This window comes from Marmoricola sp. RAF53 (genome assembly GCF_052114005.1).
Lineage (GTDB): Bacteria > Actinomycetota > Actinomycetes > Propionibacteriales > Nocardioidaceae > Marmoricola.
Genome location: NZ_JBFRDX010000005.1, coordinates 57,159 through 80,455, shown reverse-complemented (window position 1 = coordinate 80,455; position 23,297 = coordinate 57,159). Strand labels below are relative to the sequence as shown.

The 23,297-nt window shown below is 72.1% G+C and carries 27 protein-coding genes; 17 read left to right on the top strand and 10 right to left on the bottom strand.

Annotation, left to right across the window (positions count from 1 at the left end):
- The first annotated feature begins 10 nt into the window (after positions 1-10).
- Genes AB4Y76_RS05795 through ilvA form a run of 5 tightly spaced genes read left to right on the top strand, consistent with a single transcriptional unit; the run spans position 11 to position 5,541 of the window.
- Positions 11-1,180, top strand: a complete 1,170-nt coding sequence (locus tag AB4Y76_RS05795) for a cystathionine gamma-synthase (RefSeq protein WP_441923070.1) — start codon at positions 11-13, stop codon at positions 1,178-1,180.
- A complete protein-coding gene (locus tag AB4Y76_RS05790; protein WP_441923068.1) occupies positions 1,177-1,542 on the top strand; it encodes a YidH family protein in 366 nt (121 codons plus the stop codon). Before AB4Y76_RS05795 ends, AB4Y76_RS05790 begins: the two co-directional genes overlap by 4 nt.
- Positions 1,539-3,005, top strand: coding sequence for a glutamate mutase L (locus AB4Y76_RS05785; RefSeq protein ID WP_441923066.1), 1,467 nt, complete (start codon positions 1,539-1,541; stop codon positions 3,003-3,005). Before AB4Y76_RS05790 ends, AB4Y76_RS05785 begins: the two co-directional genes overlap by 4 nt.
- Positions 3,002-4,318, top strand: a complete 1,317-nt coding sequence (locus AB4Y76_RS05780; RefSeq protein ID WP_441923064.1) for an AI-2E family transporter — start codon at positions 3,002-3,004, stop codon at positions 4,316-4,318. Before AB4Y76_RS05785 ends, AB4Y76_RS05780 begins: the two co-directional genes overlap by 4 nt.
- Positions 4,315-5,541 (top strand): threonine ammonia-lyase, encoded by a 1,227-nt coding sequence (gene ilvA, locus AB4Y76_RS05775; RefSeq protein WP_441923062.1) that lies wholly within the window; start codon positions 4,315-4,317, stop codon positions 5,539-5,541. The genes AB4Y76_RS05780 and ilvA overlap by 4 nt, the downstream gene beginning before the upstream one ends.
- 36 nt (positions 5,542-5,577) lie before the next feature.
- Here the strand turns inward: ilvA and greA are convergent, their stop codons facing one another.
- On the bottom strand, positions 5,578-6,078 hold the full coding sequence (gene greA / locus AB4Y76_RS05770; protein WP_441923060.1) for a transcription elongation factor GreA: 501 nt from the start codon (positions 6,076-6,078) through the stop codon (positions 5,578-5,580).
- Between the two features lie 140 nt (positions 6,079-6,218).
- Entirely contained in the window at positions 6,219-6,611 is a 393-nt protein-coding gene (locus AB4Y76_RS05765) for a DUF4307 domain-containing protein (protein ID WP_441923058.1), read from the bottom strand.
- A 24-nt stretch (positions 6,612-6,635) separates the two neighbouring features.
- Between AB4Y76_RS05765 and mca the strand changes: the two genes are divergently transcribed.
- On the top strand, positions 6,636-7,556 hold the full coding sequence (gene mca, locus AB4Y76_RS05760; RefSeq protein ID WP_441923056.1) for a mycothiol conjugate amidase Mca: 921 nt from the start codon (positions 6,636-6,638) through the stop codon (positions 7,554-7,556).
- Positions 7,557-7,568: 12 nt separating this feature from the next.
- Positions 7,569-7,814 carry a hypothetical protein gene (locus tag AB4Y76_RS05755; RefSeq protein ID WP_441923055.1) on the top strand — a complete coding sequence of 82 codons (246 nt, stop codon included), beginning with the start codon at positions 7,569-7,571 and terminating at the stop codon, positions 7,812-7,814.
- A gap of 34 nt (positions 7,815-7,848) precedes the next feature.
- On the opposite strand, the gene AB4Y76_RS05750 is transcribed toward AB4Y76_RS05755, so the two are convergent.
- From AB4Y76_RS05750 to AB4Y76_RS05730, 5 genes are all read right to left on the bottom strand, one after another.
- Entirely contained in the window at positions 7,849-8,109 is a 261-nt protein-coding gene (locus tag AB4Y76_RS05750; protein ID WP_441923053.1) for a metal-sensitive transcriptional regulator, read from the bottom strand.
- Positions 8,109-8,462 (bottom strand): thioredoxin, encoded by a 354-nt coding sequence (trxA, locus tag AB4Y76_RS05745; RefSeq protein WP_441923051.1) that lies wholly within the window; start codon positions 8,460-8,462, stop codon positions 8,109-8,111. The genes AB4Y76_RS05750 and trxA overlap by 1 nt, the downstream gene beginning before the upstream one ends.
- Positions 8,463-8,567: 105 nt before the next feature.
- Positions 8,568-8,987, bottom strand: a complete 420-nt coding sequence (locus AB4Y76_RS05740) for a nuclear transport factor 2 family protein (protein ID WP_441923049.1) — start codon at positions 8,985-8,987, stop codon at positions 8,568-8,570.
- Between the two features lie 87 nt (positions 8,988-9,074).
- Positions 9,075-10,130 (bottom strand): hypothetical protein, encoded by a 1,056-nt coding sequence (locus tag AB4Y76_RS05735; protein WP_441923047.1) that lies wholly within the window; start codon positions 10,128-10,130, stop codon positions 9,075-9,077.
- Positions 10,131-10,155: 25 nt separating this feature from the next.
- Positions 10,156-10,614, bottom strand: a complete 459-nt coding sequence (locus tag AB4Y76_RS05730; RefSeq protein WP_441923045.1) for a MarR family winged helix-turn-helix transcriptional regulator — start codon at positions 10,612-10,614, stop codon at positions 10,156-10,158.
- A 60-nt stretch (positions 10,615-10,674) separates the two neighbouring features.
- Between AB4Y76_RS05730 and AB4Y76_RS05725 the strand changes: the two genes are divergently transcribed.
- Both AB4Y76_RS05725 and AB4Y76_RS05720 read left to right on the top strand, forming a co-directional pair.
- Positions 10,675-11,505: a sulfurtransferase gene (locus tag AB4Y76_RS05725; RefSeq protein ID WP_441923043.1), complete on the top strand. Its 831-nt coding sequence runs from the start codon at positions 10,675-10,677 to the stop codon at positions 11,503-11,505.
- Positions 11,502-11,855: a hypothetical protein gene (locus tag AB4Y76_RS05720; RefSeq protein ID WP_441923041.1), complete on the top strand. Its 354-nt coding sequence runs from the start codon at positions 11,502-11,504 to the stop codon at positions 11,853-11,855. The genes AB4Y76_RS05725 and AB4Y76_RS05720 overlap by 4 nt, the downstream gene beginning before the upstream one ends.
- A gap of 1 nt (position 11,856) precedes the next feature.
- Here AB4Y76_RS05720 and AB4Y76_RS05715 read toward each other — a convergent pair whose 3' ends face one another.
- Positions 11,857-12,264 (bottom strand): cyclic nucleotide-binding domain-containing protein, encoded by a 408-nt coding sequence (locus AB4Y76_RS05715; RefSeq protein ID WP_441923039.1) that lies wholly within the window; start codon positions 12,262-12,264, stop codon positions 11,857-11,859.
- A 267-nt stretch (positions 12,265-12,531) separates the two neighbouring features.
- On the opposite strand from AB4Y76_RS05715, the gene AB4Y76_RS05710 reads away from it, so the two are divergent.
- The 5 genes from AB4Y76_RS05710 to AB4Y76_RS05690 are packed head-to-tail and all read left to right on the top strand — an operon-like array spanning position 12,532 to position 17,725.
- On the top strand, positions 12,532-13,092 hold the full coding sequence (locus AB4Y76_RS05710) for a hypothetical protein (protein WP_441923037.1): 561 nt from the start codon (positions 12,532-12,534) through the stop codon (positions 13,090-13,092).
- Between the two features lie 57 nt (positions 13,093-13,149).
- Positions 13,150-13,911, top strand: a complete 762-nt coding sequence (locus AB4Y76_RS05705; protein WP_441923035.1) for a helix-turn-helix transcriptional regulator — start codon at positions 13,150-13,152, stop codon at positions 13,909-13,911.
- A 56-nt stretch (positions 13,912-13,967) separates the two neighbouring features.
- Positions 13,968-14,756, top strand: coding sequence for a hypothetical protein (locus tag AB4Y76_RS05700; RefSeq protein WP_441923033.1), 789 nt, complete (start codon positions 13,968-13,970; stop codon positions 14,754-14,756).
- 38 nt (positions 14,757-14,794) lie between these two features.
- Entirely contained in the window at positions 14,795-16,795 is a 2,001-nt protein-coding gene (locus AB4Y76_RS05695) for a thioredoxin domain-containing protein (protein ID WP_441923031.1), read from the top strand.
- Positions 16,796-16,816: 21 nt separating this feature from the next.
- Positions 16,817-17,725: a DUF1353 domain-containing protein gene (locus AB4Y76_RS05690; RefSeq protein WP_441923029.1), complete on the top strand. Its 909-nt coding sequence runs from the start codon at positions 16,817-16,819 to the stop codon at positions 17,723-17,725.
- Here AB4Y76_RS05690 and trhA read toward each other — a convergent pair.
- Entirely contained in the window at positions 17,718-18,449 is a 732-nt protein-coding gene (gene trhA, locus AB4Y76_RS05685; RefSeq protein ID WP_441923027.1) for a PAQR family membrane homeostasis protein TrhA, read from the bottom strand. The two genes, AB4Y76_RS05690 and trhA, sit on opposite strands and share 8 nt — an antisense overlap.
- Before the next feature lie 106 nt (positions 18,450-18,555).
- On the opposite strand from trhA, the gene AB4Y76_RS05680 reads away from it, so the two are divergent.
- From AB4Y76_RS05680 to AB4Y76_RS05670, 3 genes are all read left to right on the top strand, one after another.
- Positions 18,556-19,332, top strand: coding sequence for an isoprenyl transferase (locus tag AB4Y76_RS05680; protein WP_441923025.1), 777 nt, complete (start codon positions 18,556-18,558; stop codon positions 19,330-19,332).
- 272 nt (positions 19,333-19,604) lie between these two features.
- Positions 19,605-20,975, top strand: a complete 1,371-nt coding sequence (locus AB4Y76_RS05675) for a PhoH family protein (RefSeq protein WP_441923023.1) — start codon at positions 19,605-19,607, stop codon at positions 20,973-20,975.
- A 248-nt stretch (positions 20,976-21,223) separates the two neighbouring features.
- A complete protein-coding gene (locus tag AB4Y76_RS05670; RefSeq protein ID WP_441923021.1) occupies positions 21,224-21,859 on the top strand; it encodes a lytic transglycosylase domain-containing protein in 636 nt (211 codons plus the stop codon).
- Between the two features lie 38 nt (positions 21,860-21,897).
- On the opposite strand, the gene AB4Y76_RS05665 is transcribed toward AB4Y76_RS05670, so the two are convergent.
- Positions 21,898-23,289, bottom strand: a complete 1,392-nt coding sequence (locus tag AB4Y76_RS05665; RefSeq protein WP_441923019.1) for a class II fumarate hydratase — start codon at positions 23,287-23,289, stop codon at positions 21,898-21,900.
- Positions 23,290-23,297 lie beyond the last annotated feature (8 nt).

Sequence of the window (23,297 nt, the reverse complement as noted above, 5' to 3'; positions counted from 1 at the left end):
GCTCGCTGGCGTGAGCCAGGAGCACAGGAGCAAGGCCGGGTTCGAGACGCGTGCGATCCATGCGGGCTACGAGCCGGACGAGATGACCGGGGCCGTGATCCCACCGATCTACGCCACCAGCACCTACAAGCAGGACGGGGTCGGGGGCCTGCGCGGCGGGTACGAGTACAGCCGCTCGGCGAACCCGACCCGGACCGCGCTCGAAGGGGCGCTCGCCGCCGTCGAGGAGGGGGAGCGCGGGTTCGCCTTCGCCAGCGGCCTGGCGGCCGAGGACACCCTGCTGCGCGCGCTGACCCGGCCCGGCGACCACGCGGTCATCCCCGACGACGCGTACGGCGGCACGTTCCGCCTCTTCGACAAGGTCGCGAAGGTCTGGGGACTCGACCACAGCCCGGCGCCGGTCTCCGACGTCGACGCGGTCCGGGCCGCGATCCAGCCGGGCACCACCAAGGTCGTGTGGGTGGAGACCCCGACCAACCCGCTGCTCAACATCGGCGACATCGAGGCGCTCGCCGGGGTCGCTCACGACGCCGGCGCGCTGCTCGTCGTGGACAACACCTTCGCTTCGCCGTACCTGCAGCAGCCGCTCACGCTCGGTGCCGACGTGGTCGTGCACTCGACCACCAAGTACGTCGGCGGCCACTCCGACGTGGTCGGCGGCGCGCTCGTCGTCCGCGACCTGGAGCTCGCCGACGCGATCACGTTCCACCAGAACGCGATGGGTGCGGTCGCGGGACCGTTCGACAGCTTCCTGACCCATCGCGGCCTGAAGACCCTCGGCGTCCGGATGGACCGGCACTCCGACAACGCCGAGAAGGTCGTCGAGTTCCTGCTCGCGCACCCGCAGGTCGCCGAAGTCATCTACCCCGGCCTCGAGCAGCACCCCGGGCACACGGTCGCCAGCAAGCAGATGAAGCGGTACGGCGGGATCGTGTCGTTCCGCGTCGTCGGCGGCGAGGAGCACGCGCTCGAAGTCTGCGACCGGGCCGAGGTCTTCACCCTCGGGGAGTCGCTCGGCGGAGTCGAGTCGCTGATCGAGCACCCCGGCAGGATGACCCACGCGAGCGTCGCCGGCACCGACCTGGAGGTCCCCGCGGACCTGATCCGGCTGAGCGTGGGCATCGAGACCGCGGACGACCTCGTCGCCGATCTCGCCCGCGCGCTGGAGCCCGGCCGGTGAGCGGGTCGGCCGAGGAGACCGGGGCCGCCCTCGGGCCGGGCCACGAGCCGGACGTCCGGTTCAGCCTCGCCAACGAGCGCACCCTGCTCGCATACCAGCGGACCACGATCGGCCTGGTCGCCGCCGGGGTCGGCGTCGTCAAGCTGCTCGACGACGAGGTCCTGACCTACGTCCTCGGGGCGCTCTTCATCGTGTGCGCCGCGATCGCGGGCGTGGGCGGTCACCGCCGGTACGTCGAGGCCGACCACGCGATCCGGGAGGGCCGCTCCCTGGGCCCGGGCCGCACCTCGGTGGCGCTCTCGGTCGGGCTGCTGCTCTGCGTGGTGGTCGGCGCGCTCTACGTGGTCACGTCCGCGGGATGACCGCGACGACCCGCCCGCTCCCGCCGTACCTGCTCTGCGTGGACTTCGGGTCCACCTTCACCAAGGCGGTCCTCGTCGACACGGTGCGCGCCGTCGTCGCCGCGACCGCGCAGCACCGCACCACGATCCCCGACGCATTCGAGGTGGGCGACGTCCTCGACGGGTACGACGCCTGCCGGGCCGACCTCCTCGCCCGGGTGCCCGCGGCCGCGGCCGCCCCCGCGGTGGCCTGCTCCTCGGCCGGTGGTGGTCTGCGGATCGGCGTGGTCGGCAACGAGGAGCTGGTCACCGCCGAGGCCGGCCGCCGGGTCGCGCTGTCCAGCGGCGGCAAGGTCGTCACGGTCCTCGCCGGCGGCCTCGACGACGAACGCCTGGCCGCGTTGCGCGTCGCCGAGCCGGACGTGGTCCTGCTCGTGGGCGGGACCGACGGCGGCAACGCCGAGCCGTTGCTGGCCGACGCCGCCGTCCTCGCCGGGGCGGCCTGGTCCGGACCCGTGGTGGTCGCCGGCGACGTCGAGGCCCGCGACGCGGTGACCGCGCTGCTCGTCGCGGCGGGCACCCCGCACGTCCTCGCCGACAACGTGGTGCCGCGGATCGGGGAGCTCGCACCGGACTCGGCGCGCACCGCGATCCGGGCGGTCTTCCTGGAGCACGTGATCGGCGGCAAGCACCTCAGTGCGCGGCCCGACTTCGCGGCGATGGTGCTCGGGCCGACGCCGGACCTGGTCCTGCTCGGCGTCGAGCTGCTCGCCGGCGCGCACGGCAGCGACACCCCCGGCTCGGGGGTGGTGGTCGTCGACGTCGGCGGCGCCACCACCGACGTCTACTCCGTGGTGGTGCCCGACCCCGAGGAGGGGACGCTGTCGCGGGAGGTCGTCGCGACGAGCCCGGTCGGCCGCACCGTCGAGGGTGACCTGGGCATGCGCTGGAGCGCGGTGACCACGGTGGCCGCGGCGACCGCCGCCGGGTTCGACTTCGGGTTCGACCTCGCGCTTACCCCCGAGGAGCTGGCCGCGGGCGCGGTCCGGCGTACCGAGGACCCGGGCCTGCTCGCCGGTACGCCGGAGGGGACCGCCCTGGACCGCGCGCTCGCGTCCGCCGCCGTCGCGGTCGCCGTACGACGCCACGCCGGTCGCTCCCGGGTGGTGCTCGCCGCCGACGGCCGCGTCGTCGAGCGCTCCGGGAAGAACCTCCGCGCGGTCGACCTGCTGGTCGGCTCCGGCGGGGTGCTCCGGTCCTCGGACCCCGGCGGTGCCCGGGCCGTGCTCGCCGCGGCCACCGGCCACGACGCCGAGGGCTGGCAGGTGCCGGAGGCGCCGGTGGTGGTCGTCGACGAGCACTCGGTCCTGGCCGCGGCCGGGCTGGTCGCACTGAGCGGCGGCGACGAGGCGGCTGCTTCGGTGGCCCGTGACCTGATCTGCAATAGCGTGTCCGGCATGGCACACGGGAGGAGCACGTCGTGACGCAACCACCTGTTGAGGGCACCGGGGGCGGGGAGGTCCACGACGCCGCGCGGCACGAGGAGGAGAAGCTGCGCGAGCGGCTCGCCCAGCAGTTCGCGCACCAGTGGGAGCAGGTGCGCGAGGCCCGGCGTCAGGCGGAATCGGTGGAGCCGGTGATCGAGACCGGGCCGTCGAACTTCTCCCGGGCCCAGGTGCCGTGGGGCTACGACCTGGCGGCCGCGTGGGCGTGGCGCTTCCTGGTCATCGTCGCGGCGGGCTTCGTCGTGCTGAAGTTCATCGACTTCTTCTCGGTGGTCGTCTTCCCGGTCGTGATCGCCCTCTTCCTGGCTGCGCTCGCGGCACCGCTGGTCCGGCTGATGCAGCGCGCCGGGATCCCGCGCAAGCTCGCCGCCCTGCTCGTCGTGATCGCCGGGATCGCCGTGGTCGCGCTCGCGATCACCTTCGTCACCCAGCAGGTCTCCAGCCAGGCGGGCGAGCTGTCGTCCCAGGTCGCCGGAGGACTCGGCGAGATCAAGGACTGGCTGCAGACCGGGCCGCTGCACCTGACCGACTCGCAGATCAACGACTGGATCGAGAAGCTCCAGGACTTCGTGAAGAACCGCGGCGGCGACATCGCCGGGCAGGCCACCGAGCTCGGGGTGACGGTCACCCACATCCTGGCCGGCTTCTTCATCGTCCTGTTCGCGACGTACTTCTTCCTCGCCGACGGCCACATGATCTGGGCCTGGATGGTCCGGATCTTCCCGCGGGCCGCCCGCACCCGGGCCGACTCCTCGGGACGCGTCGCCTGGACCTCGCTGGTCCAGTTCGTCCGTGCGACGGTCCTGGTCGCGGCCACCGACGCGATCGGCATCGCGATCATCGCGGCGATCCTCAAGGTGCCGCTCGTGACCGCGATCGGCCTGCTCGTCTTCCTGGGCGCGTTCGTGCCGATGATCGGTGCGTTCGTCTCCGGCACCGTCGCGGTCCTGGTGGCGCTGGTCGCGCACGGGCCGATCGTGGCGTTGCTGATGTTCGGTGGCGTGATCCTGGTCCAGCAGATCGAGGCGCACGTGCTGCAGCCGTTCCTGATGGGCCGGTTCGTGTCCGTCCACCCGCTCGCCGTCATCCTCTCGATCGCCGGCGGTGTCCTGGTCGCGGGCATCCCGGGTGCCCTGGTCGCGGTGCCGATCGCGGCCGCGCTCAACGCGGTCGTGCAGCACCTGGCCACCTACACCGACATCGGAGAGTCGGCCGAGCACGCGTCCGCGGACGATCCACCCCGGGAGACGGACGCCCAGATCCAGGCCGAGGTCGCGGGGGAGCCGGAGTGAACGCCATCGACCCGGCCCTGACGCTGCCCGAGATCGAGGTGGCCGCCGAGCTGCTCCGCGGTGTCGCGATCACCACGCCGATGGAGGAGTCGCGCTGGCTGTCGTCGGTGGTCGACGGCAAGGTGATGCTCAAGTGCGAGAACCTCCAGCGCACCGGGTCGTTCAAGATCCGGGGCGCCTACGTCCGGATGTCCCGGCTCTCCCCTGAGGAGCGGGCCCGTGGGGTCGTCGCCGCCTCCGCCGGCAACCACGCGCAGGGGGTGGCCCTGGCGGCGAAGATGCTCGGCATCCGCGCGACCGTCTTCATGCCCGAGGGCGCCCCGATCCCCAAGCTCAACGCCACCCGCGGATACGGCGCCGACGTGGTCTTCCACGGGTCGATCCTCGACGAGGCGCTCACCCGCGCGATCCAGTACGCCGAGGAGACCGGCGCGGTCCTGATCCACCCGTTCGACCACACCGACATCGTCGTCGGCCAGGCCACCTGCGGCCTGGAGATCCTCGACCAGGCCCCCGACGCGCGCACCGTGCTGGTGCCGACCGGCGGCGGTGGCTTCCTGGCCGGGATCGCGCTGGCCATCAAGCAGCGCCGGCCCGACGTCCGGGTCGTCGGGGTGCAGGCCGAGGGCGCGGCGGCGTACCCGGGCTCGCTGGCGGCCGGCGAGCCGGTCCCGCTTCCGTCGATGAGCACGATGGCCGACGGCATCGCGGTCGCCTGTCCGGGCGTGGTCCCGTTCGCGGCGATCTCGCACCTGGTCGACGAGGTCGTCACCGTCTCGGAGGAGTCGATCTCCCGGGCCCTGGTGCTCCTGCTCGAACGGGCCAAGGTCGTGGTGGAACCGGCCGGCGCGGTCGCCGTGGCCGCGGTCCTGGACCGCCCCGAGGTGGTCGTGGAACCGGCGGTGGCGGTGCTCTCCGGCGGCAACGTCGACCCGTTGCTGCTCTCCAAGCTGATCCGCCACGGCCTGGCGTCCGCGGGCCGCTACCTCAACGTCGCGGTGCGGATCCCGGACCGGCCGGGTGGCCTGGCGCGGCTGCTCGGCGAGCTCGCGGACCTCCGCGCGAACGTCCTCGACGTGGTGCACGAGCGCACCTCCGGCACCCTCCACCTCGACGAGGTCGAGGTGCACGTCCAGATGGAGACGCGCGGCCCCGAACATGCGGAAGCCGTGATCGCGCGGCTGCGCGAGCACGGCTACCGGGTCAGCCAGGCGGAGTCCTGAGGTCGGGGCGTCGCGGCTACCTCACCGCGTCCCGGATCAGCCGTCGTACGGCTTGGCGGCGCGGATCTCCACCCGGATCTCCTTGCCGTTCGGCGCCGGGTAGGAGACCTTGTCGCCCACCTTCTTGCCGTTGATCGCCTCGCCGAGCGGCGACTGCGGGGAGAAGACCTCGACGTCGTCACCGGCCATCTCGCGGGCACCCAGCAGGAACGGGGTCTCGTCCTCGTCGTCGCCGACGAAGCGGATCGTCACGATCATGCCGGGCTCGACCACGCCGTCGTCGGCCGGCGTCTCGCCGACCCGGGCGTTCTTCAGCATCTCGGTCAGCTGGGCGATGCGGCCGTCGAGCTTGCCGAGCTCCTCACGGGCGGCGTGGTAGCCGCCGTTCTCCTTGAGGTCGCCCTCGTCGCGAGCCTGGCTGACCTTCTCGACGACGGCGGCCCGACCCGGGCCGCGCAGCTCTTCGAGCTCGGCGGTCAGGGCGTCGAACTTCGCCTGCGTGAGCCACACGCCTTCGCGCTCGTCTGCCTGCGTCATGGGTACAACTCCTGTGCTGTCTCGCGGGTGTCGTCCACCGGAGCCGGTGGCCCGATGCTCGGTACCCACCAGGGGGACGGGGAAACAACCAGCCTAGCAACGGGGCCCCGTGTGCGCTCCCGGCTCGGGCCAGGAACCGCTCAGGAGGAGGTCGTGGTGCAGCGGACCAGCTCGACGGTCGTGGCGCGCCGCTCGGTCCGCAGCGGGATCCAGTGGCCCTGCTGCTCCTGCAGGTCCGCGACGGTCAGGTTGAGCTCGCCGACGATGGTGTGGTCGGCCGCGGTCGCCCGGACCAGGCAGGTGCCGCGGACCTGGTCGTCGCGGACCTGCGGGACGACCTTGACCTTCACCTCGTGGGTTCCGGTGACGTCGTACGCCGTCAGCTCGGCGTCGAGGGCGGGGCTGCTGTGGAACCACGCGGCCCACGCCAGCCAGGCGAGGAAGGCGACCGCGAGCAGCGTCGAGGCGACGATCACCGCGAGGCGCCGGCCGGGTTTCGCGGCGCCGTACCGCTCCTGGAGAAGATCGCTCACGGTGGCAATCCTATGATCGTGTCCATGTCTCCGAACGGGCAGTCCGCCGCCGGCCTCCGACTCATGCACGTCCACGCCCATCCCGACGACGAGTCGAGCAAGGGTGCGGCGTCCACCGCGCGCTACGTCGCGGAGGGTGTCGACGTGCACGTGGTCACCTGCACCGGTGGCGAGCGCGGGTCGGTGCTGAACCCGAAGATGGACCGGCCGGACGTGCTGGCCAACATCACCGAGATCCGGCGCGCGGAGATGGAGGCCGCCCGCGAGATCCTGGGCGTGACCCAGGACTGGCTCGGATTCATCGACTCCGGCTGGCCGGAGGGCGACCCGAAGCCGCCGCTGCCGGAGGGCTGCTTCGCGCTGGTGCCGCTGGAGGAGTCGACCGAGCGGCTGGTCCGGCTGATCCGTTCCTTCCGCCCGCACGTGCTCACGACGTACGACGAGAACGGCGGCTACCCGCACCCGGACCACATCCGCTGCCACGAGGTCTCGATGGCGGCCTTCGAGGCTGCCGCGGACCCGGAGCGGTTCCCGGAGGCGGGGGAGCCCTGGCAGGTCCTCAAGGTCTACTACCAGCACGGCTTCAACCGGCCGCGCACGGTCGCGTTGCACGAGGCGATGCTGGCCCGTGGCCTGGAGTCCCCGCTGACCGAGCGCCTCGAGCAGTGGAAGCCGGACCCGAAGCACGACGCCCGGATCACCACCCGGGTCGAGTGCGGCGAGTACTTCCCGGTCCGGGACCGGGCGCTGATCGCGCACGCCACCCAGATCGACCCGGACGGCTTCTTCTTCCAGATCCCGATGGACCTGCAGCAGGAGATCTGGCCGACCGAGGACTTCGAGCTGGTGAAGAGCCACGTGGATGCCGCGCTGCCGGAGGACGACCTGTTCGCCGGGATCCGCGGCGTGGTCGAGGGCGCTTCCCGGCCGGATCCGGCTGCCTGAGAGACTGGCCGCATGAACACCTTCGTGATCGCGCTGGCGGGCCTCGTCGGAAGTGCCGACCCGGCTCCGGCGGCGGACGACGTGAAGGCCGGCTGGGGCGCGTTCGGGATCTTCCTGCTGATGGCCGCGGCGGTCGCCCTGCTGGGCTGGAGCCTGGTCCGTCACCTCAAGAAGACCAAGGCGAACGCCGCTGCCGGCGTCTTCGGTCCCGAGGACGCCGCCAAGCTCTCCGACGGCTCGCACGACGACCTGGCCTGACGCGACGGCCTGACGTGACGGCCGCGCGCCCGGCTCAGGCGAGGGACAGGAAGAGCTTCTCCATCTTCTTGACGTCGAGCTCGTCGGCGGTGCCTTCCTTGAGGCAGTGCTCGAGGCCGTTCGCGACGATCGCGAACCCGGCGCGGTCGAGCGCCTTGGAGACCGCAGCCAGCTGGGTCACGACGTCCTCGCACTCGCGCCCCTCCTCCAGCATCCGCACGACGCCGGCCAGCTGACCCTGGGCGCGCTTGATCCGGTTGATGACGGGCTTCATCTCGCCGGGGTCGAGCTGCATCACTTCTCCTCGGCGGCGATCGCGGCCGCGACGTCGAGCTCGCGCGCGCCCTGGATGACCTGGTCGAGCGCGGTGGCCGGCAGCGCGCCGGCCTGGTTGAAGACGAGCACGCCCTGCTTGAAGACCATCAGGGTCGGGATCGAGCTGACCTGGGCGGCGGCGGCGAGCTCCTGCTCGGCCTCGGTGTCGACGGACCCGAAGACGATGTCCGGGTTGGCCTCGGAGGCTGCTTCGTAGACCGGGGCGAACTGCCGGCACGGGCCGCACCAGGAGGCCCAGAAGTCCACGAAGACGATCTCGTTCTCCGTGACGGTCTGCTCGAGGTTCTCGGCGGTCAGGTCGGTGGTGGGCACGTGCGTTCTCCTTCGCGGGTCGGGCTCAAAATACCCCAGGGGGTGTCTTTCGTGCTCAACGCCGAGAGCCGCGGAAGTATTTCGCCGCCCGGGACGAGCGCCGGCTCAGTCCTGCTGGAACTCCATCGCGTCCATGCTCCAGTAGCCGCGGAGGTTCGTGATCAGGCCGGCGTCGTCGACCTTGTAGCAGAAGATTCCGCGCACCTTGCTGGACAGCCCGTTGTCGAAGCGGCTGTGCAGGGTGAGGATGTGGCCGACCTCGTTCGGCGAGCTCGACGCGAAGGTCTCCTCGCACTCGACGCGGAGGTCGTTCGGGCCGATGTTGGTGTCGTAGAACTCCTCGACGGCGGCCTTGCCCCGGACGCCGTTGCCGTCGGGGTTGGTGATCGCCTTGCCGATCGGGTCCTCGATCACGACGTCGTCGGCCATCAGGGCGAGCCAGCCGGCGCGGTCGTGCGACTGCACGGCCTTCCAGGACGCGTGCGACGCGGCGAGGGCGGGGGTGAGGTCGGCCTGCTCGGACATGGGGTCTCCGTTTCGTCGTCGCCGGGAGCGCTCCGGCGACGCCAGGATAGAACATGTTCTAGTCCTGGGGAACGGGTCCGGTGCGGCTCATCCCGCCTTCCGGTTCAGCTCCTCGACGGCGGGGACCAGCCCGCCGAGGTCGGCGAAGTCGATCGCGACCAGGGTGACCGCCCGGCCGCGCTCGCTGCCGCAGGCGGTCGCGCGGGTGACCAGGAAGTCGGTCCCGTTGGCCCGCGCGGCGGCCGCCCTCGACGCGGGGGAGACCCAGTTGTTGAGCAGGAACAGCGGCGCGTCCGGCCGGCCGCGGTTCGTCCGGCAGGAGGTGCTCCGCTCGAGGCTCCTGACCGTCGGGTAGTTGTACGGGACCTCCTGGACCAGCCCGTCGTCGTACACGTTGGGGATGCGGGGGCCGAGGTCGCCGTTCTCCAGGCCGAGGACGACACGCCGCCCCGAGGTGACCAGCGAGCGCAGCGTCGGCGGGTCCTCCGGGTCGATCCGGGCGAGGTACGGCGCCAGCCCCTGCAGCGGGGCGAGCAGCCGCCGGGCCGGGAGCTCGTCCTGGACGACGATCTCGAGGAGCTCGCCCGGGTTCTTCCGCAGGAAGTCCCGCCACAGGTCGACGACGTCGGTCAGCTTCACGGCGCCGAGCTCGCAGAACTCGTGGCAGAGGTACACCTCGCGCGGGGCGGTCACCGGCGGCCGTCCGGCCCGCTGGCGGATCCGCAGGGCGCGCCGGGTCGCCCCCGAGCTGATCGCCTTGACCGCGGTCTGCCGGAGGCCCGCGTCGCGGTCGGTGTAGACGACCGGGCGGCCGCCGACCTGACGGACCGTCCCGAGCCAGGCGTCGACGAGGAAGCCGCGGACGCCGTGGTCGAGCTGCCAGGCGATGCCCTGGGTCTGCGAGGCGTAGCTGAACCCGTCGTCGGTCGCGGCCATCGAGTTGTGGGTGGTGGCGACGACGAGCTCGTCGAGCCGCCGGTCGCAGAGGTCGGGGGAGCCGGCGCAGGAGAGCGGCCGGTCGCCGGACCCGTGCGAGCGGTGCCGGGTCACGGCGTACCCGGCGCCGGCCGCGATCAGGGCGCCGACGACCACGGCGGCGACGATGCGCCAGCGGCGGTCGGACGGGACGGGCGGGCCGGCCATTCCCACACCCTAGGGCCCGGTGGCGTCAGTCCTGGGACTCCAGCGCGTGCTGGGCCGCCGCGATCACCTGGGTGAGGGTCCCGTGCAGAGCCTGCAGCTCGTCGATGCTCATCCCGAGGCGCTCGACGATCGCCGGCGGGACCTTCAGGGCCTGCTCGCGCAGTGCGCGGCCCTTCGGGGTGAGCGAGACCGCGAGGCTGCGCTCGTCGTTGGTGTCGCGGCGGCGGACCACCAGGTCGAGCGCCTCCAGCCGCTTGAGCAGCGGGGAGAGCGTGGCCGGGTCGAGCTGGAGCATCCCGGCGAGCTGCTTGACGCTGACCGGCTCGGCGCCCCAGAGCGCGAGCATGACCAGGTACTGCGGGTGGGTGAGGCCCATCGGGGCGAGCACCGGCTTGTAGACCGAGACGACCGAGCGGGCGGCGACGGAGAGCGCGAAGCAGACCTGCTCCTCGAGCGCGAGCGGATTTGAGATGGGGGCGGCCATGTGGTTAGGCTACCAATAGTTAGTACACAAACCATTTGCTCACCAATCAAAGGAGCTGCCATGAGCCGGGAGCGGGTACTGGTCACGCCGGACTGGGTCGAGGCGAACCTCGACGCGCCGGGTGTGGTCCTGGTGGAGGTCGACGAGGACGCCGACGCGTACGGACGCGGACACATCGCCGGAGCCGTCGGGCTCGACTGGCGAGCCGACCTCCAGCACCCGGTGCGGCGCGACTTCGTCGACCGGGCCGGTTTCGAGCGGCTGCTCTCCGAGCGCGGCATCGCGAACGACGACACCGTCGTCCTGTACGGCGGCAACAACAACTGGTTCGCCGCCTACGCCTACTGGTACTTCAAGATCTACGGCCACGCCGACGTCCGGCTCCTCGACGGCGGGCGGAAGCGCTGGGAGCTCGAGGGGCGGGCCCTGGCCGCCGACGAGGTGACCCGGCCCGTGACGTCGTACGTCGCCCAGGACGCCGACCCCGCGCTCCGCGCGTACCGCGACGACGTGGTCCGGGGGATCGGCAGCGTCGGGATCCTCGACGTCCGCTCGCCGGCCGAGTTCTCCGGCGAGATCCTCGCCCCCGCCGCGTTCCCCCAGGAGCAGCCCTACGTCCCTGGGCACGTCCCGACGGCGGCCAACGTCCCATGGTCGCAGGCCGCGACCGACGACGGCTCGTTCCGCGGCGACGACGAGCTGCGCGCGCTCTACACGGCGGCCGGGGTCGACCTCGACGCGGGCGAGACGATCGTCTACTGCCGGATCGGGGAGCGCAGCGCCCATACCTGGTTCGTCCTGCACGAGCTCCTCGGCGTGCAGAACGTGCGCAACTACGACGGCTCGTGGGTCGAGTACGGCTCGCTGGTCGGGGTCCCGGTCGAGCGATGAGCGCCGAGGTCAGGCCCCGTCCGCGTCACCTGATCGACCCGGCCGCCCTCGGCCGGCCGCGCCCGGACCTGGCCGCGGAGAAGGCCCGGCTGGAGCGCGTCCAGCGGTGGGTGATGTCGACGCTGACCGTGACGACCGTGCTGCACCTCTCGGCCGGGCTGCTCCTGGCGGCGGTCCTGATGGACGCCGACCGGGGATCGGCCCGGTACGGGCTGGTCGCCATCGCCGGCGTCCTCGGGGTCGGGTCGGTCGCGGCCGGGCTGGCGATCCACCGCCGTCCGCTGCGCTCGCCGTGGTTGCTGCTCGGCATGCTGCCGGTCGCCGTGGGGATCGTGCTGCTGGCGCGGTGAGCTAGGAAGCCATCCGCAGCGGCACGACCTCGTCCAGGCGGGCCTGCAGGCCCGGGAGGCGGTCGACGAGACCGGCGAACCTGTGCCGGGCGATCACCAGGACGACGACCGCCGAGGTGGTCACCACGGTCGCGGTCCGCGGCCGGCCGGTGAGCAGCGAGATCTCCCCGACGAAGTCGCCCGGCCCGAGGGTGGCGACCTTCCGGCCACGCTTGTCCACCTCGACCGACCCGGTGACGATCACGACCAGCTCCTGGCCGTGCGCCCCCTCGGTGGTCAGCCGCCGGCCGGGCGGCAGCCACATCTCGTCGGCGATCGCGCCGATCTCGCGGATCTCGGCCGACGTACAGCCCTCGAACAGCGGCAGCCGGCGGATCAGGGCCAGCTTCGGGTCGCGTCGGAACTTCATGCTGCACACCTCCGTACCCCCGTGGACGTCTGTTGCCCCGAGCATCACGTGGCCGTGTGACGGGAACGTGTCCTGGAAGTCACGCCCAGGTCGCCATCCGTGCACGCGCGGCGATCCGCGGAGTCGCGCGGGCTCCAGATTTCTGGGGCCGCCACCGCCAGGGTTCTGGCACACGAAGTCCCCGGTCGGTCGGGATGGTCGGTGCCGCCGTACGACGGCAGTCTTCGGTGCGTTCCCGAACGTCATCGAAGAGAAGGAGGACGAGAGATGCGCGAGCGACTCTCGAACAAGGGCCGGGTGCTCGGGGCCCTGGCCCTGGCTGCGGCCGCGGTGGGCGCCGCCACCACCGGACAGGCCGACGCAAGGCCGGTCGACAAGGTCGTCGGCGAGGCGGGCGGCCAGCCGGTCGGCGCTCAGCTCGCCGCCGCCCGCGCGGCGACCGCGCGCTACCACGACGTCGACGTCGCGGTGGCCGACGGCTACGTCCCGGTGTCGGACTGCGTCTCCAGTCCGGACGGCGCTATGGGCATCCACTACATGAACCCGGCCCGCGCGGGAGCACCGTTGGACGTCCGCAAGCCGGCGTTCCTGCTCTACGAACCGACCCGCGCCGGGCTCCGGTTGGTCGGGGTCGAGTACTTCCAGGCCGACGCCGACCAGGACGTCAGCACCGACGGAGACCGGCCCGCGCTTCTCGGCGAGGAGTTCGACGGCCCGATGCCGGGTCACGGCCCGGGCGCTCCGGTGCACTACGACCTGCACGTGTGGGTGTGGGCGAACAACCCGTCGGGCATGTTCGCGGAGTACAACCCGAAGGTCTCCTGCTGAGGGCATCGGGCCCTGGGTTCCTGTTGCATTTATGCAACGATCGCCTAGGATGCTCACGTGGACCTTGCGGAGCGCATCTCGACCCTGCGTCGCCTGAACGGGTTGAGCGCGCGCCAGCTGGCCGCGCTGGTCGCGGTCGCGCCGACGACGGTGACCCGGATCGAGGCCGGGGCGGTGAGTCCGTCGTTCGACCTGGCGCAGGAGATCCTGATGGTCCTGGGGGAGCCCATCGGATTCACCGGGGTCGCTGATGCTGCTGCGATCGCGGCCGCCAGGCTGGCGCTCGACCCGGCGCTCTGGATCGCGGTGACCACGCAGGTCAACGCGTGGCAGCAGCGATGGGCGCGCATCGGTCTGGTCGACGCGTCGGGGCGAGCGGTGTCGGGCAAGGAACCTGATCTTCTTTTCCGTGCCGGACGCGCCGCCCGGCTCACGCGTCGCGCCGGTGCCTTGGACTTCCTGCCCGGGCCGACCGCGTACGAGGTCGCGCGCACACTCGGCATGGCCGGCATCGGCTACGCGCTGACGGGCGACGCCGGCGCGAACCTGTACCGGTCCAGCGCGGGGGAGGCCTGGCCGGTGCTCTACGTCGAGGACGTCGGGCGAGCGGCCGCGGCCGCCGGTCTCGTGCCGAAGTCCCCGGGCTCGTTCGGGACGCGGGTCACGTTGATCCCGTTCGACGGCGTGAGCGAGCTGGGCCGGGCCGACATCGACGGCGTCGTCGCCGCCGCGCGCGATCAGGTGATCCTGGATGCGTACGGCGGCATCGACAGGATGGTTGAGCAGGCCGACATTCTCGTGGGACGTCGGGTGGCGTGACCCTGCACAGAACTCCGCGGTCAGAAGTCGAGTGGAGTCGCCGAGCGATCATCAACGTGGTCGAGGTGCTCGACACGCATGCCGAGTCGTTGACCTTGGTCGGTGCTCATGCGGTGCTGCTGCGGACGATGGACCTGGACGTGCCGAGAATGCCGACCGGTGACGGGGATCTGGGGGTCACTCCGGGCCTGGTCGGCGACCAGCCCAGCATCGACGACCTGCTGGTAGCGGCTGGCTACGAGCACCGGACCACCGCTCGACCGGGGCTGTGGGGTCGGGAGCCGTACGACGCGCCGGATGGGACTCGCTCCTTCCGGGAGAAGATAGACCTGCTGGCTCCCCACGGACTCTCCGGCACGGCCAGCCGCAGCAAACGCGGCGTCCCAGCGCTCCGACCCGCCCACGGAAAGCTCGCGGTCGGCAACGCCTTGGGCCTCGAGCTCGCCGCGTTCAACCGCTCCCGCATGACGATCTCCGACCTCGCAGACCCGCGTCTGTCCGTGGAGATCCACGTCGCCGAGCTCCCGGCGCTCATCCTGGCCAAGGCTTCCAAGATCGGCGAACGGCTCGGTGAGCCACGCAAGGGTTCGGTACGTGACAAGGATTTCGGAGACGTGTGGCGCCTCACTGCGGTTGCCGACCCGGGGGAGACGGCACGCGTCATCGCCGAGTTCCTCGACCACCCTGAGGTCGGGGGCCACGTCCGCCAGAGCGTTGCGTGGTGCGCTGCGGTGCTCCGGGACCCGGTGAGCCGGGAGCGGGCCAAGTCCACGTTCGACACCTTTGTCGACCCCGTCGAGATCGAACGCGTCTTCGACAGGTGGCGCGACGTACTCCTGGACTGACCCCGGCCGGCTGCCCAGGGGTGCGGGACCATGGACTGGTGAACCGACTCGCGTCCGCGACCAGCCCCTACCTGCTCCAGCACGCCGACAATCCCGTCGACTGGTGGGAGTGGGGACCCGAAGCCTTCGCCGAGGCCCGGCGGCGCGACGTCCCGGTGCTGCTGAGCGTCGGGTACGCCGCCTGCCACTGGTGCCACGTGATGGCGCACGAGTCGTTCGAGGACCAGGCCACCGCCGACTACCTCAACGAGCACTACGTGAGCATCAAGGTCGACCGCGAGGAGCGGCCGGACGTGGACGCGGTCTACATGCAGGCCACCGTGGCGACGACCGGCCACGGCGGCTGGCCGATGACCTGCGTGCTCGACCACGAGGGCCGGCCGTTCTTCGCCGGGACCTACTTCCCGGACCGGCCGCGCCATGGACAGCCGAGCTTCACCCAGCTGCTGCAGGCGATCACCGACGCCTGGGTCGAGCGCCGTGACGACGTCATCGCGACGTCGGTGAACATCGCCGCGCACGTGGCCGCGAACGCCTCGCTGGCCGACACCGAGCCGATCGGCGCCGGAGTGCTCGACGCCGCGGCCGCCCGCCTGGCCGTCGAGTACGACGCCGCGAACGGCGGCTTCGGCGGCGCCCCGAAGTTCCCGCCATCCATGCTGCTGGAGTTCCTGCTCCGGCAGGGCGGCGAGGACCCCCTCCGGATCGCCCGCGGGACGCTGACGTCGATGGCCCGTGGCGGGATCTACGACCAGCTCGGCGGCGGCTTCGCGCGCTACTCGGTCGACGCCCGCTGGGTGGTGCCGCACTTCGAGAAGATGCTCTACGACAACGCGCTGCTGCTGGCGGCGTACACGTCGTGGCACGCGCTGGAGGGGAACGAGCTCGCCCGTCGGATCGCCGTCGAGACCGCGGACTTCCTGCTCGCCGAGCTCGGCACCGCCGAGGGCGGGTTCGCATCGGCGCTGGACGCCGACTCCGAGGGAGCGGAGGGCACGTTCTACGTGTGGACGCCGGCGCAGCTGGCCGAGGTGCTCGGTCCCGAGGACGGCGCCTGGGCGGCGGCGCTGCTCGCGGTGACCGAGAACGGCACGTTCGAGCACGGGTCCTCGGTGCTCCAGCTGCGGGCCGATCCCGACGACGCCGCCCGCTGGGCCGGGGTGCGGGATCGCCTGCTCGCCGCCCGGGCGCTGCGGGAACGGCCCGCCCGCGACGACAAGGTCGTGGCCGCCTGGAACGGGCTCGCGGTGGCGGCACTGGCGCGTGCCGCCGGGGTCCTCGACGAGCCGCGGTTCCTCGACGCGGCTCTCGCCGCCGGGACACTGCTGGTCGACCTCCACCTGGTCGACGGCCGGCTGCGCCGGGTGTCGCGTGACGGGGCCGTCGGTCCGCACGCGGGCGTCCTGGAGGACTACGGCTGTGTCGCGGACGCGTTCTGCGCGCTGGCCGAGGCGACCGGCGACGGGGTCTGGCTGGACCGCGCCGGGGCGCTCCTCGACGTGGCGCTGGACCGGTTCGCCGCCGGCGACGGCGGCTTCCACGACACCGCGGACGACGCCGAGGCACTGATCGCCCGGCCCCGCGACCCTTCTGACAACGCCAGCCCGTCCGGGCACTCCGCGGTCACGACCGCGCTGGTCCGGTACGCCGCGCTCACCGGGTCGGGCCGCCACCGGGATGCCGCCGAGGCGGCGCTGGCCTCGGTCCGCGGGCTCGCCGAGAAAGCCCCGCGGTTCGCCGGCTGGTCGCTCGCCGCGGCCCGGGCCGCCCTCGACGGCCCGCTGGAGATCGTCGTCGTGACCGAGCCGGGCGACCCTGCCGGTGCCGGGCTCGCCGCGACCGCCCGGTCGGTCCTCGGGGCGGTCGTCCTCGTGGTCGACCCGGAGCACGCCGCCTCGTCGTCGGTCCCGCTGCTCGAAGGCCGGGGGCTGGTCGACGGCCGCGCCGCGGCGTACGTGTGCCGGGGGATGGTCTGCGAGCGACCGGTCACCGAGGTCGGCGCGTTGCGCGCGGCGATCGGGCTGCCCGCGGGGCCATGATGGCCCCATGAGGTGTTCGGCATGAGGATGGCTCTCGACACCGAGTCGCGCCGCTTCTACGACGGCGGTGTGGACGCGTTCGAGGACCAGCCGGAGATCCCGCCGAACCCGGGGTCGGACGCTCAGGTCGAGCTCGTCCGGATCACCACCGCCGACGGCGGCGAGCAGTGGGCGATGATGCGCCGGATCGCCTACCGCGACCGGCACCTCGGCGAGCTGCTGGTGCCGCGCGCGACCCAGTCGTTCCGCACCGACCTGACCTCGGTCCCCGCGCTGTTCACCTGGCTGGTCCCGAAGACCGGGCGGCACCTGCCGGCCACGCTGGTCCACGACGGGCTGGTGCACCCGGCGGACGACGTCACCTACGTCTCGACCGAGGGGCACGTGGTGCTGCGGGCGGAGGCGGACCGGGTGCTGCGCGACGCGCTCGCCGACACCGGCACCGGAGTGGTCCGCCGCTGGCTGGTCTGGTCGGCGGTGACGGCCCTGACCATGGTCAGCGGGGCCGGCACCGGTTGGTCGGTCGCCCGCACCTGGCGCTACCGGCTGAGCGTCCTCGGCACGTTCCTCGTGGTCGGCGTGCTCGGCGTCCTCGCCAGCCTGGACCTGTTCGACGTCGACGCCGGGCCCGTGCCCGAACTGCCGTGGATGGGGGACCGGTCCTGGCCGGTCGAGGTGGCCGGCGGCCTGGCCGGCGCGATCGTGGTCCCGCTGGTGCTGGCGCTGCTGTGGGGCCGGTTCCGGATCGCCGGCGCGGTCGTTGGCGTCGCCCTGGCCGTGATGCTGCACGTCACCGTTGCCCTGATCGGGCTGACCCTGCTCTACCAGGGGCTGGAGCGACTGGCCGGACGGTGGCCGACGGTGGCGATCGCGCTCGGCGCCGTCGTGGTCGGCGGCGCCTTCGGCTACCTGGTCGGCCTGGTCACCTGAGCCGGTACGTCGCCAGCGAGGCGGCCACGTAGTGGCAGATGAACGCGGCGATCGTGAAGACGTGGAAGATCTCGTGGAACCCGAACCAGGTCGGTGACGGGTTCGGCCACTTCAGGCCGTAGACCAGCCCGCCGACGGTGTAGAGCGCGCCGCCGACCGCGATCAGCGTGATCACCGCGGCTCCGCCGGACGCGAAGTCGTCGGCGTAGAAGATCGCCGCCCAGCCGAGCGCGACGTACAGCGGGGTGTAGAGCCAGCGCGGCGCGTCGATCCAGAAGACCCGGAAGAGCATCCCGAGGATCGCTCCGGTCCACACCATCGCGAGCATCACGACCTGCGCGCTGCCGTCGAGCAGGATCAGCGCGAACGGCGTGTAGGAACCGGCGATGAGCAGGAAGATGTTCGCGTGGTCGAAGCGGCGCAGGAAGGCCCACGTCCGGGGCGACCAGGTGCCGCGGTGGTAGATGCCGCTCACCGTGAACAGCAGGATCGCGGTGCCGGCGAACGCGGCCGAGCCGATCTTGGTGGCCGCCGTCGGCGACAGGCTGATCAGCACGATGCCGGCGGCGAGGGCCAGCGGCGACGTCGCGGCGTGGATCCAGCCGCGCAGCCTCGGCTTCGCCGCGTTCATCTTCTCGTGCAGCGCGAGGGCGGCTTCGTGCGCCGCGTGGGCCGCGTGGCCGGCGTGCGTCGCCTTCTCGGGCATCGGGACGTGCGCTGTCATGGCGACAGGTTACGTGACCGTAGGTAGACACGCCCGGGGAACCGGAGGACGCGCGACTCGCCGCGGTGCCCGTCGGTCGCTGGTCCGGCGGCGGTAACCTGAGCCGGTGGCCGACTGGAAGCGAGGACTGCGCAGGGTGCTCTACCCGGCGTACGAGGCGCGCATGGTGCGTCGTCTCCCCGCGGACAGGATCCCTCAGCACGTCGGGGTGATGCTGGACGGCAACCGGCGCTGGGCCAAGGCGGTCGGTGCCGACACCGCCGACGGGTACCGGGCCGGCGCGGCCAACATCGAGCCGCTGCTGGAGTGGTGCGAGGAGGTCGGCGTCCAGGTCGTCACCCTCTGGCTGCTCTCCACCGACAACCTCAACCGGCCCGCCGAGCAGCTCCGCGAGCTCCTCGGCGTGATCGAGGGAGCGGTGTCCACGCTGGCCGAGGAGCGCCGCTGGCGGCTGCACCCGGTGGGCGCCCTGGACCTGCTCCCGGCCGAGACCGCCGAGCGGCTGAAGGCGGCCGAGGAGGCCACCCGCGACGTCGACGGGCTGCTGGTCAACATCGCCGTCGGGTACGGCGGCCGCCGCGAGATCGCCGACGCGGTCCGATCGCTGCTGCACGAGCAGGCCGCGCAGGGCCGGACCATCGAGGAGCTCGCCGAGGTCATCGACGTCGAGCACATCGCCGAGCACCTCTACACCAAGGGGCAGCCCGACCCGGACCTGGTGATCCGGACCTCCGGCGAGCAGCGGCTCGGCGGGTTCCTGCTCTGGCAGAGCGCGCAGAGCGAGTTCTACTTCTGCGAGGCCTACTGGCCGGACTTCCGCCGCGTGGACTTCCTCCGCGCCGTCCGCGCGTACGCCGAGCGCGAGCGCCGCTACGGCGCCTGAGCGCGCACGGGACCTGATCCGATCTGACCAGGACCTCCGTCCCGTTCATCCAGACGTAACCCGCGCACGGGCGTGTCGCCCCGGATCGGCTCGCCGGCGGTCTTACCTTCCTGGTATCGGTCAGCAACGGTTGCGGGCCGAGCCGGAAGGCGGGTTCGTGAGAGATCACGGAACACGGAGGCAGCACTCGAGCCTCTCCCTGCTCCGGTCCGAGCACAACTGCTAGGGCCGGGGCGCCGAGTGCGCGTGCCGGTCCGTGAGGGGAAGAATCCGTGGCAACTGCGAAGCGCCCCAGTCGTGGCACCTCCAGCAAGGCCCCCCGCACCGGCACGAGCTCGGCCGAGGCCGCGCGTCGTACCTACGTCCTCGACACCTCGGTCCTGCTCGCCGATCCCGGCGCGCTGAAGAGGTTCGACGAGCACGAGGTCGTGCTGCCGGTCGTGGTGATCACCGAGCTGGAGGGCAAGCGCCACCATCCCGAGCTGGGCTACTTCGCCCGGTCGGCGCTGCGGATGCTCGACGAGCTCAGGGTCTCGGCGGGTCGTCTCGACCAGCCGGTCCCGATCGGCGAGCTCGGCGGCACGCTGCGGGTGGAGCTGAACCACATCTCCCCGGAATCGCTGCCGTCCGGCTTCCGGCTCGGCGACAACGACACCCGGATCCTCGCGGTCGCGAAGAACCTCGCCGACGAGGGCCACCAGGTCACCCTGGTCTCCAAGGACCTGCCGCTGCGGATCAAGGCGTCGGCCGTGGGCCTGGACGCCGCGGAGTACCGCGGCGAGCAGATCCACGAGTCCGACGCCGGCTGGACCGGCATGACCGAGCTCGACGTCGCCGCCGCCGACCTCGACGAGCTGTACGACGACAACGTGATCGACCTCGACGACGCCCGCGAGCTGCCGTGCCACACCGGCCTGGTGCTGATGTCGGAGCGGGGCAGCGCGCTCGGCCGGGTCGGCGCCGACAAGCGGGTCCACCTGGTCCGCGGCGACCGGGAGGCCTTCGGGATCCACGGCCGGTCCGCCGAGCAGCGGGTCGCGCTGGACCTGCTGCTCGACCCGGAGGTCGGGATCGTGTCGCTGGGTGGGCGAGCGGGGACGGGGAAGTCCGCGCTCGCCCTCTGTGCCGGTCTCGAGGCCGTGATGGAGCGCCGGCAGCACAAGAAGGTGGTGGTCTTCCGGCCGCTGTTCGCGGTCGGCGGCCAGGAGCTCGGCTACCTGCCGGGCAGCGAGTCCGAGAAGATGTCGCCGTGGGGCCAGGCGGTCTTCGACACCCTGGGGGCGATCACGACGACCGACGTGGTCGACGAGATCCTCGACCGCGGGATGCTCGAGGTGCTGCCGCTCACCCACATCCGCGGCCGTTCGCTGCACGACGCGTTCGTGATCGTCGACGAGGCGCAGTCGCTGGAGCGCAACGTGCTGCTCACGGTGCTCTCCCGGATGGGAGCGAACTCGAAGGTCGTGCTGACCCACGACGTCGCGCAGCGGGACAACCTCCGGGTCGGCCGGCACGACGGGGTCGTGGCCGTGGTCGAGCGGCTCAAGGGGCACCCGCTGTTCGCCCACGTCACGCTGACCCGCTCGGAGCGGTCGCCGATCGCGGCGCTGGTGACCGAGATGCTGGAGAACGTGACGATGTAGCGCACCGGGCCCGGGTGCGGCGGGGGCCGCGCCCGGGCCCGTTCAAAATGCGGACAAAACGGCACCTCTTTCGTCACACCCGCACCACCCGTCATACCCCGCCCCAAGTTCGCGGACAGTTCGCGCGTTCAACTTGCAACCACCTGGGAGGTGGGAGAGGGTGGGGGCTTCTTCCCCGGCCCGGTGACTCGTTGCCAGTCCCCGGCGTCGCATGACGGTCCCCTGTCGTCGACCCCGAGAGATCTGACTTGCCTGAGAAGTACGTTCCGAAGCACCGGAACGCACCCCCCAAGCGTGTTCGCACCGGAGCCAAGAAGGTCGTCTACGCCTCGGGTGCGGCCCTGTTCGCGACCGGTGTCTCCGTCTCCGCCGGCATGGCGGCGACCGGTGCTCCGTCCACCGACGGCGCCCTCGTCAACCTGTCCGCCGGGAAGACCCAGCTCACCCGGGCCGACCTCGCCGACCGCGAGCAGTCCGCGTCCCGCTCGACCGCCGACCGCCGCGGAGCCACCGACGCGCTGAAGACCGCCGCGCTCTCCGACGACCCCGGCGCCGCGGTCACCAAGACCGAGGACCTCACCAAGGCCGACCCGAAGACGCTGGCCCGCGCGCTGATGCCCGAGTACGGCCTGGCGACCTCCGAGTTCGACTGCGTGGACAACATCTGGGAGCACGAGTCCCGCTGGAACGTCCACGCCGACAACCCGACCTCCTCGGCCTACGGAATCCCGCAGGCGCTGCCCGGCTCGAAGATGTCCTCGGCCGGCCCCGACTGGGAGAACAACGCCGAGACCCAGATCCGGTGGGGCCTGGAGTACATCGCCAAGCGCTACGGCACCGCCTGCTCGGCGTGGTCGTTCAAGCAGTCCCACGGCTGGTACTGAGGTTCCGAGCCCTTCGGGACGGTGGCCGCCCGCCCTCCTCAGGAACCGGACGGGCGCGTCATGCCCTCCACGTCGAGGGCCGCGTCCAGCTGCTCGAGGGTGAGCACCCCGCGGTCGACGTACCCCATCGCGAGCACCTGCTCCCGGATCGTCCTGCCCTCGCGCAGCGACTCCTTCGCGACCTTCGCCGCCTCCTCGTAGCCGAGGTAGCGGTTCAGCGGCGTCACCACCGACGGTGAGGACTCGGCGTACCGGCGCATCCGGTCGGCGTCCGCGGTGATCCCGTCGACGCAGCGGGTGGCGAGCAGAGTCGACGACGTCGCGAGGATGCGGACCGACTCCAGCAGGTTCCGGGCGATCACCGGCATCATCACGTTGAGCTCGAAGTTCCCGGCCGCCCCGGCCGTCGTGATGGCGACGTCGTTGCCGATCACCTGGGCGCAGACCATCAGGGTCGCCTCCGGGAGGACCGGGTTGACCTTGCCCGGCATGATGCTCGACCCCGGCTGCAGGTCGGGCAGGTGGATCTCCGCCAGGCCGGTGGTCGGGCCCGAGGACATCCAGCGCAGGTCGTTGCAGATCTTGGTGAGCCCGACCGCGTAGGTCTTCAGCACCCCGCTCAGCTCGACCAGCGAGTCCCGGGTGCCCTGGGCCTCGAAGTGGTTGCGGGCCTCGGTGAACGGCTGGCCGGTGAGCGCGGAGAGCTCCTCGATCACGGCCGCGGCGAAGCCGGGCGGGGTGTTGATGCCGGTCCCGACGGCGGTCCCGCCGAGCGGCAGCTCGCGCACCCGGGGGAGGACGCCGGTGAGGCGCTCGGCGGCGAGACGGACGGTCGCGGCGTACCCACCGAACTCCTGGCCGAGCATCACCGGGGTGGCGTCCATCAGGTGGGTGCGGCCCGACTTCACCAGCCCGCCGAACTCCTCGGCCTTCCGCTCGAACGCGGCCGCGAGGGTCCCCAGCGCCGGGAGGAGGTCGTCGGTGACCGCCACGGCCGCGGCGACGTGGATCGAGGTGGGGAAGGTGTCGTTGCTGGACTGGCTGGCGTTGACGTGGTCGTTCGGGTGCACCTCGGCGCCGGCCCGCGCCGCCAGCTCCGCGATCACCTCGTTGGCGTTCATGTTCGAGCTCGTCCCCGAGCCGGTCTGGAAGACGTCGATCGGGAACTGGTCGTCGTGCTCGCCGGCGACCACCGACGCCGCCGCCGCGCGGATCGCCGCGGCCTGCTCGCCGGTGATGACGCCGAGCCGCTCGTTCACCGTCGCGGCCGCGCTCTTGATCGCCGCCAGCGCGTGCACGTGCCGCGGCTCCAGGGCGGCGCCGGAGATCGGGAAGTTCTCGATCGCCCGCTGCGTCTGCGCCCGCCACAGCGCGTCGGCGGGGACACGGACCTCGCCGAGGGAGTCGTGCTCGATCCGGAAATCGGTCATGGTGCGAG

Coding starts and splice junctions, on each gene's coding strand:
- AB4Y76_RS05725 (WP_441923043.1), top strand. CDS start 10,675: ATGAGCCGGGAGCGGGTACTGGTCACGCCGGACTGGGTCGAGGCGAAC.
- AB4Y76_RS05750 (WP_441923053.1), bottom strand. CDS start 8,109: ATGCAGCTCGACCCCGGCGAGATGAAGCCCGTCATCAACCGGATCAAG.
- AB4Y76_RS05740 (WP_441923049.1), bottom strand. CDS start 8,987: ATGTCCGAGCAGGCCGACCTCACCCCCGCCCTCGCCGCGTCGCACGCG.
- AB4Y76_RS05710 (WP_441923037.1), top strand. CDS start 12,532: ATGCGCGAGCGACTCTCGAACAAGGGCCGGGTGCTCGGGGCCCTGGCC.
- mca (WP_441923056.1), top strand. CDS start 6,636: ATGTCTCCGAACGGGCAGTCCGCCGCCGGCCTCCGACTCATGCACGTC.
- AB4Y76_RS05665 (WP_441923019.1), bottom strand. CDS start 23,289: ATGACCGATTTCCGGATCGAGCACGACTCCCTCGGCGAGGTCCGTGTC.
- greA (WP_441923060.1), bottom strand. CDS start 6,078: ATGACGCAGGCAGACGAGCGCGAAGGCGTGTGGCTCACGCAGGCGAAG.
- trhA (WP_441923027.1), bottom strand. CDS start 18,449: ATGACAGCGCACGTCCCGATGCCCGAGAAGGCGACGCACGCCGGCCAC.
- AB4Y76_RS05730 (WP_441923045.1), bottom strand. CDS start 10,614: ATGGCCGCCCCCATCTCAAATCCGCTCGCGCTCGAGGAGCAGGTCTGC.
- AB4Y76_RS05785 (WP_441923066.1), top strand. CDS start 1,539: ATGACCGCGACGACCCGCCCGCTCCCGCCGTACCTGCTCTGCGTGGAC.
- AB4Y76_RS05715 (WP_441923039.1), bottom strand. CDS start 12,264: ATGAAGTTCCGACGCGACCCGAAGCTGGCCCTGATCCGCCGGCTGCCG.
- AB4Y76_RS05735 (WP_441923047.1), bottom strand. CDS start 10,130: ATGGCCGGCCCGCCCGTCCCGTCCGACCGCCGCTGGCGCATCGTCGCC.
- AB4Y76_RS05720 (WP_441923041.1), top strand. CDS start 11,502: ATGAGCGCCGAGGTCAGGCCCCGTCCGCGTCACCTGATCGACCCGGCC.
- AB4Y76_RS05690 (WP_441923029.1), top strand. CDS start 16,817: ATGAGGATGGCTCTCGACACCGAGTCGCGCCGCTTCTACGACGGCGGT.
- AB4Y76_RS05755 (WP_441923055.1), top strand. CDS start 7,569: ATGAACACCTTCGTGATCGCGCTGGCGGGCCTCGTCGGAAGTGCCGAC.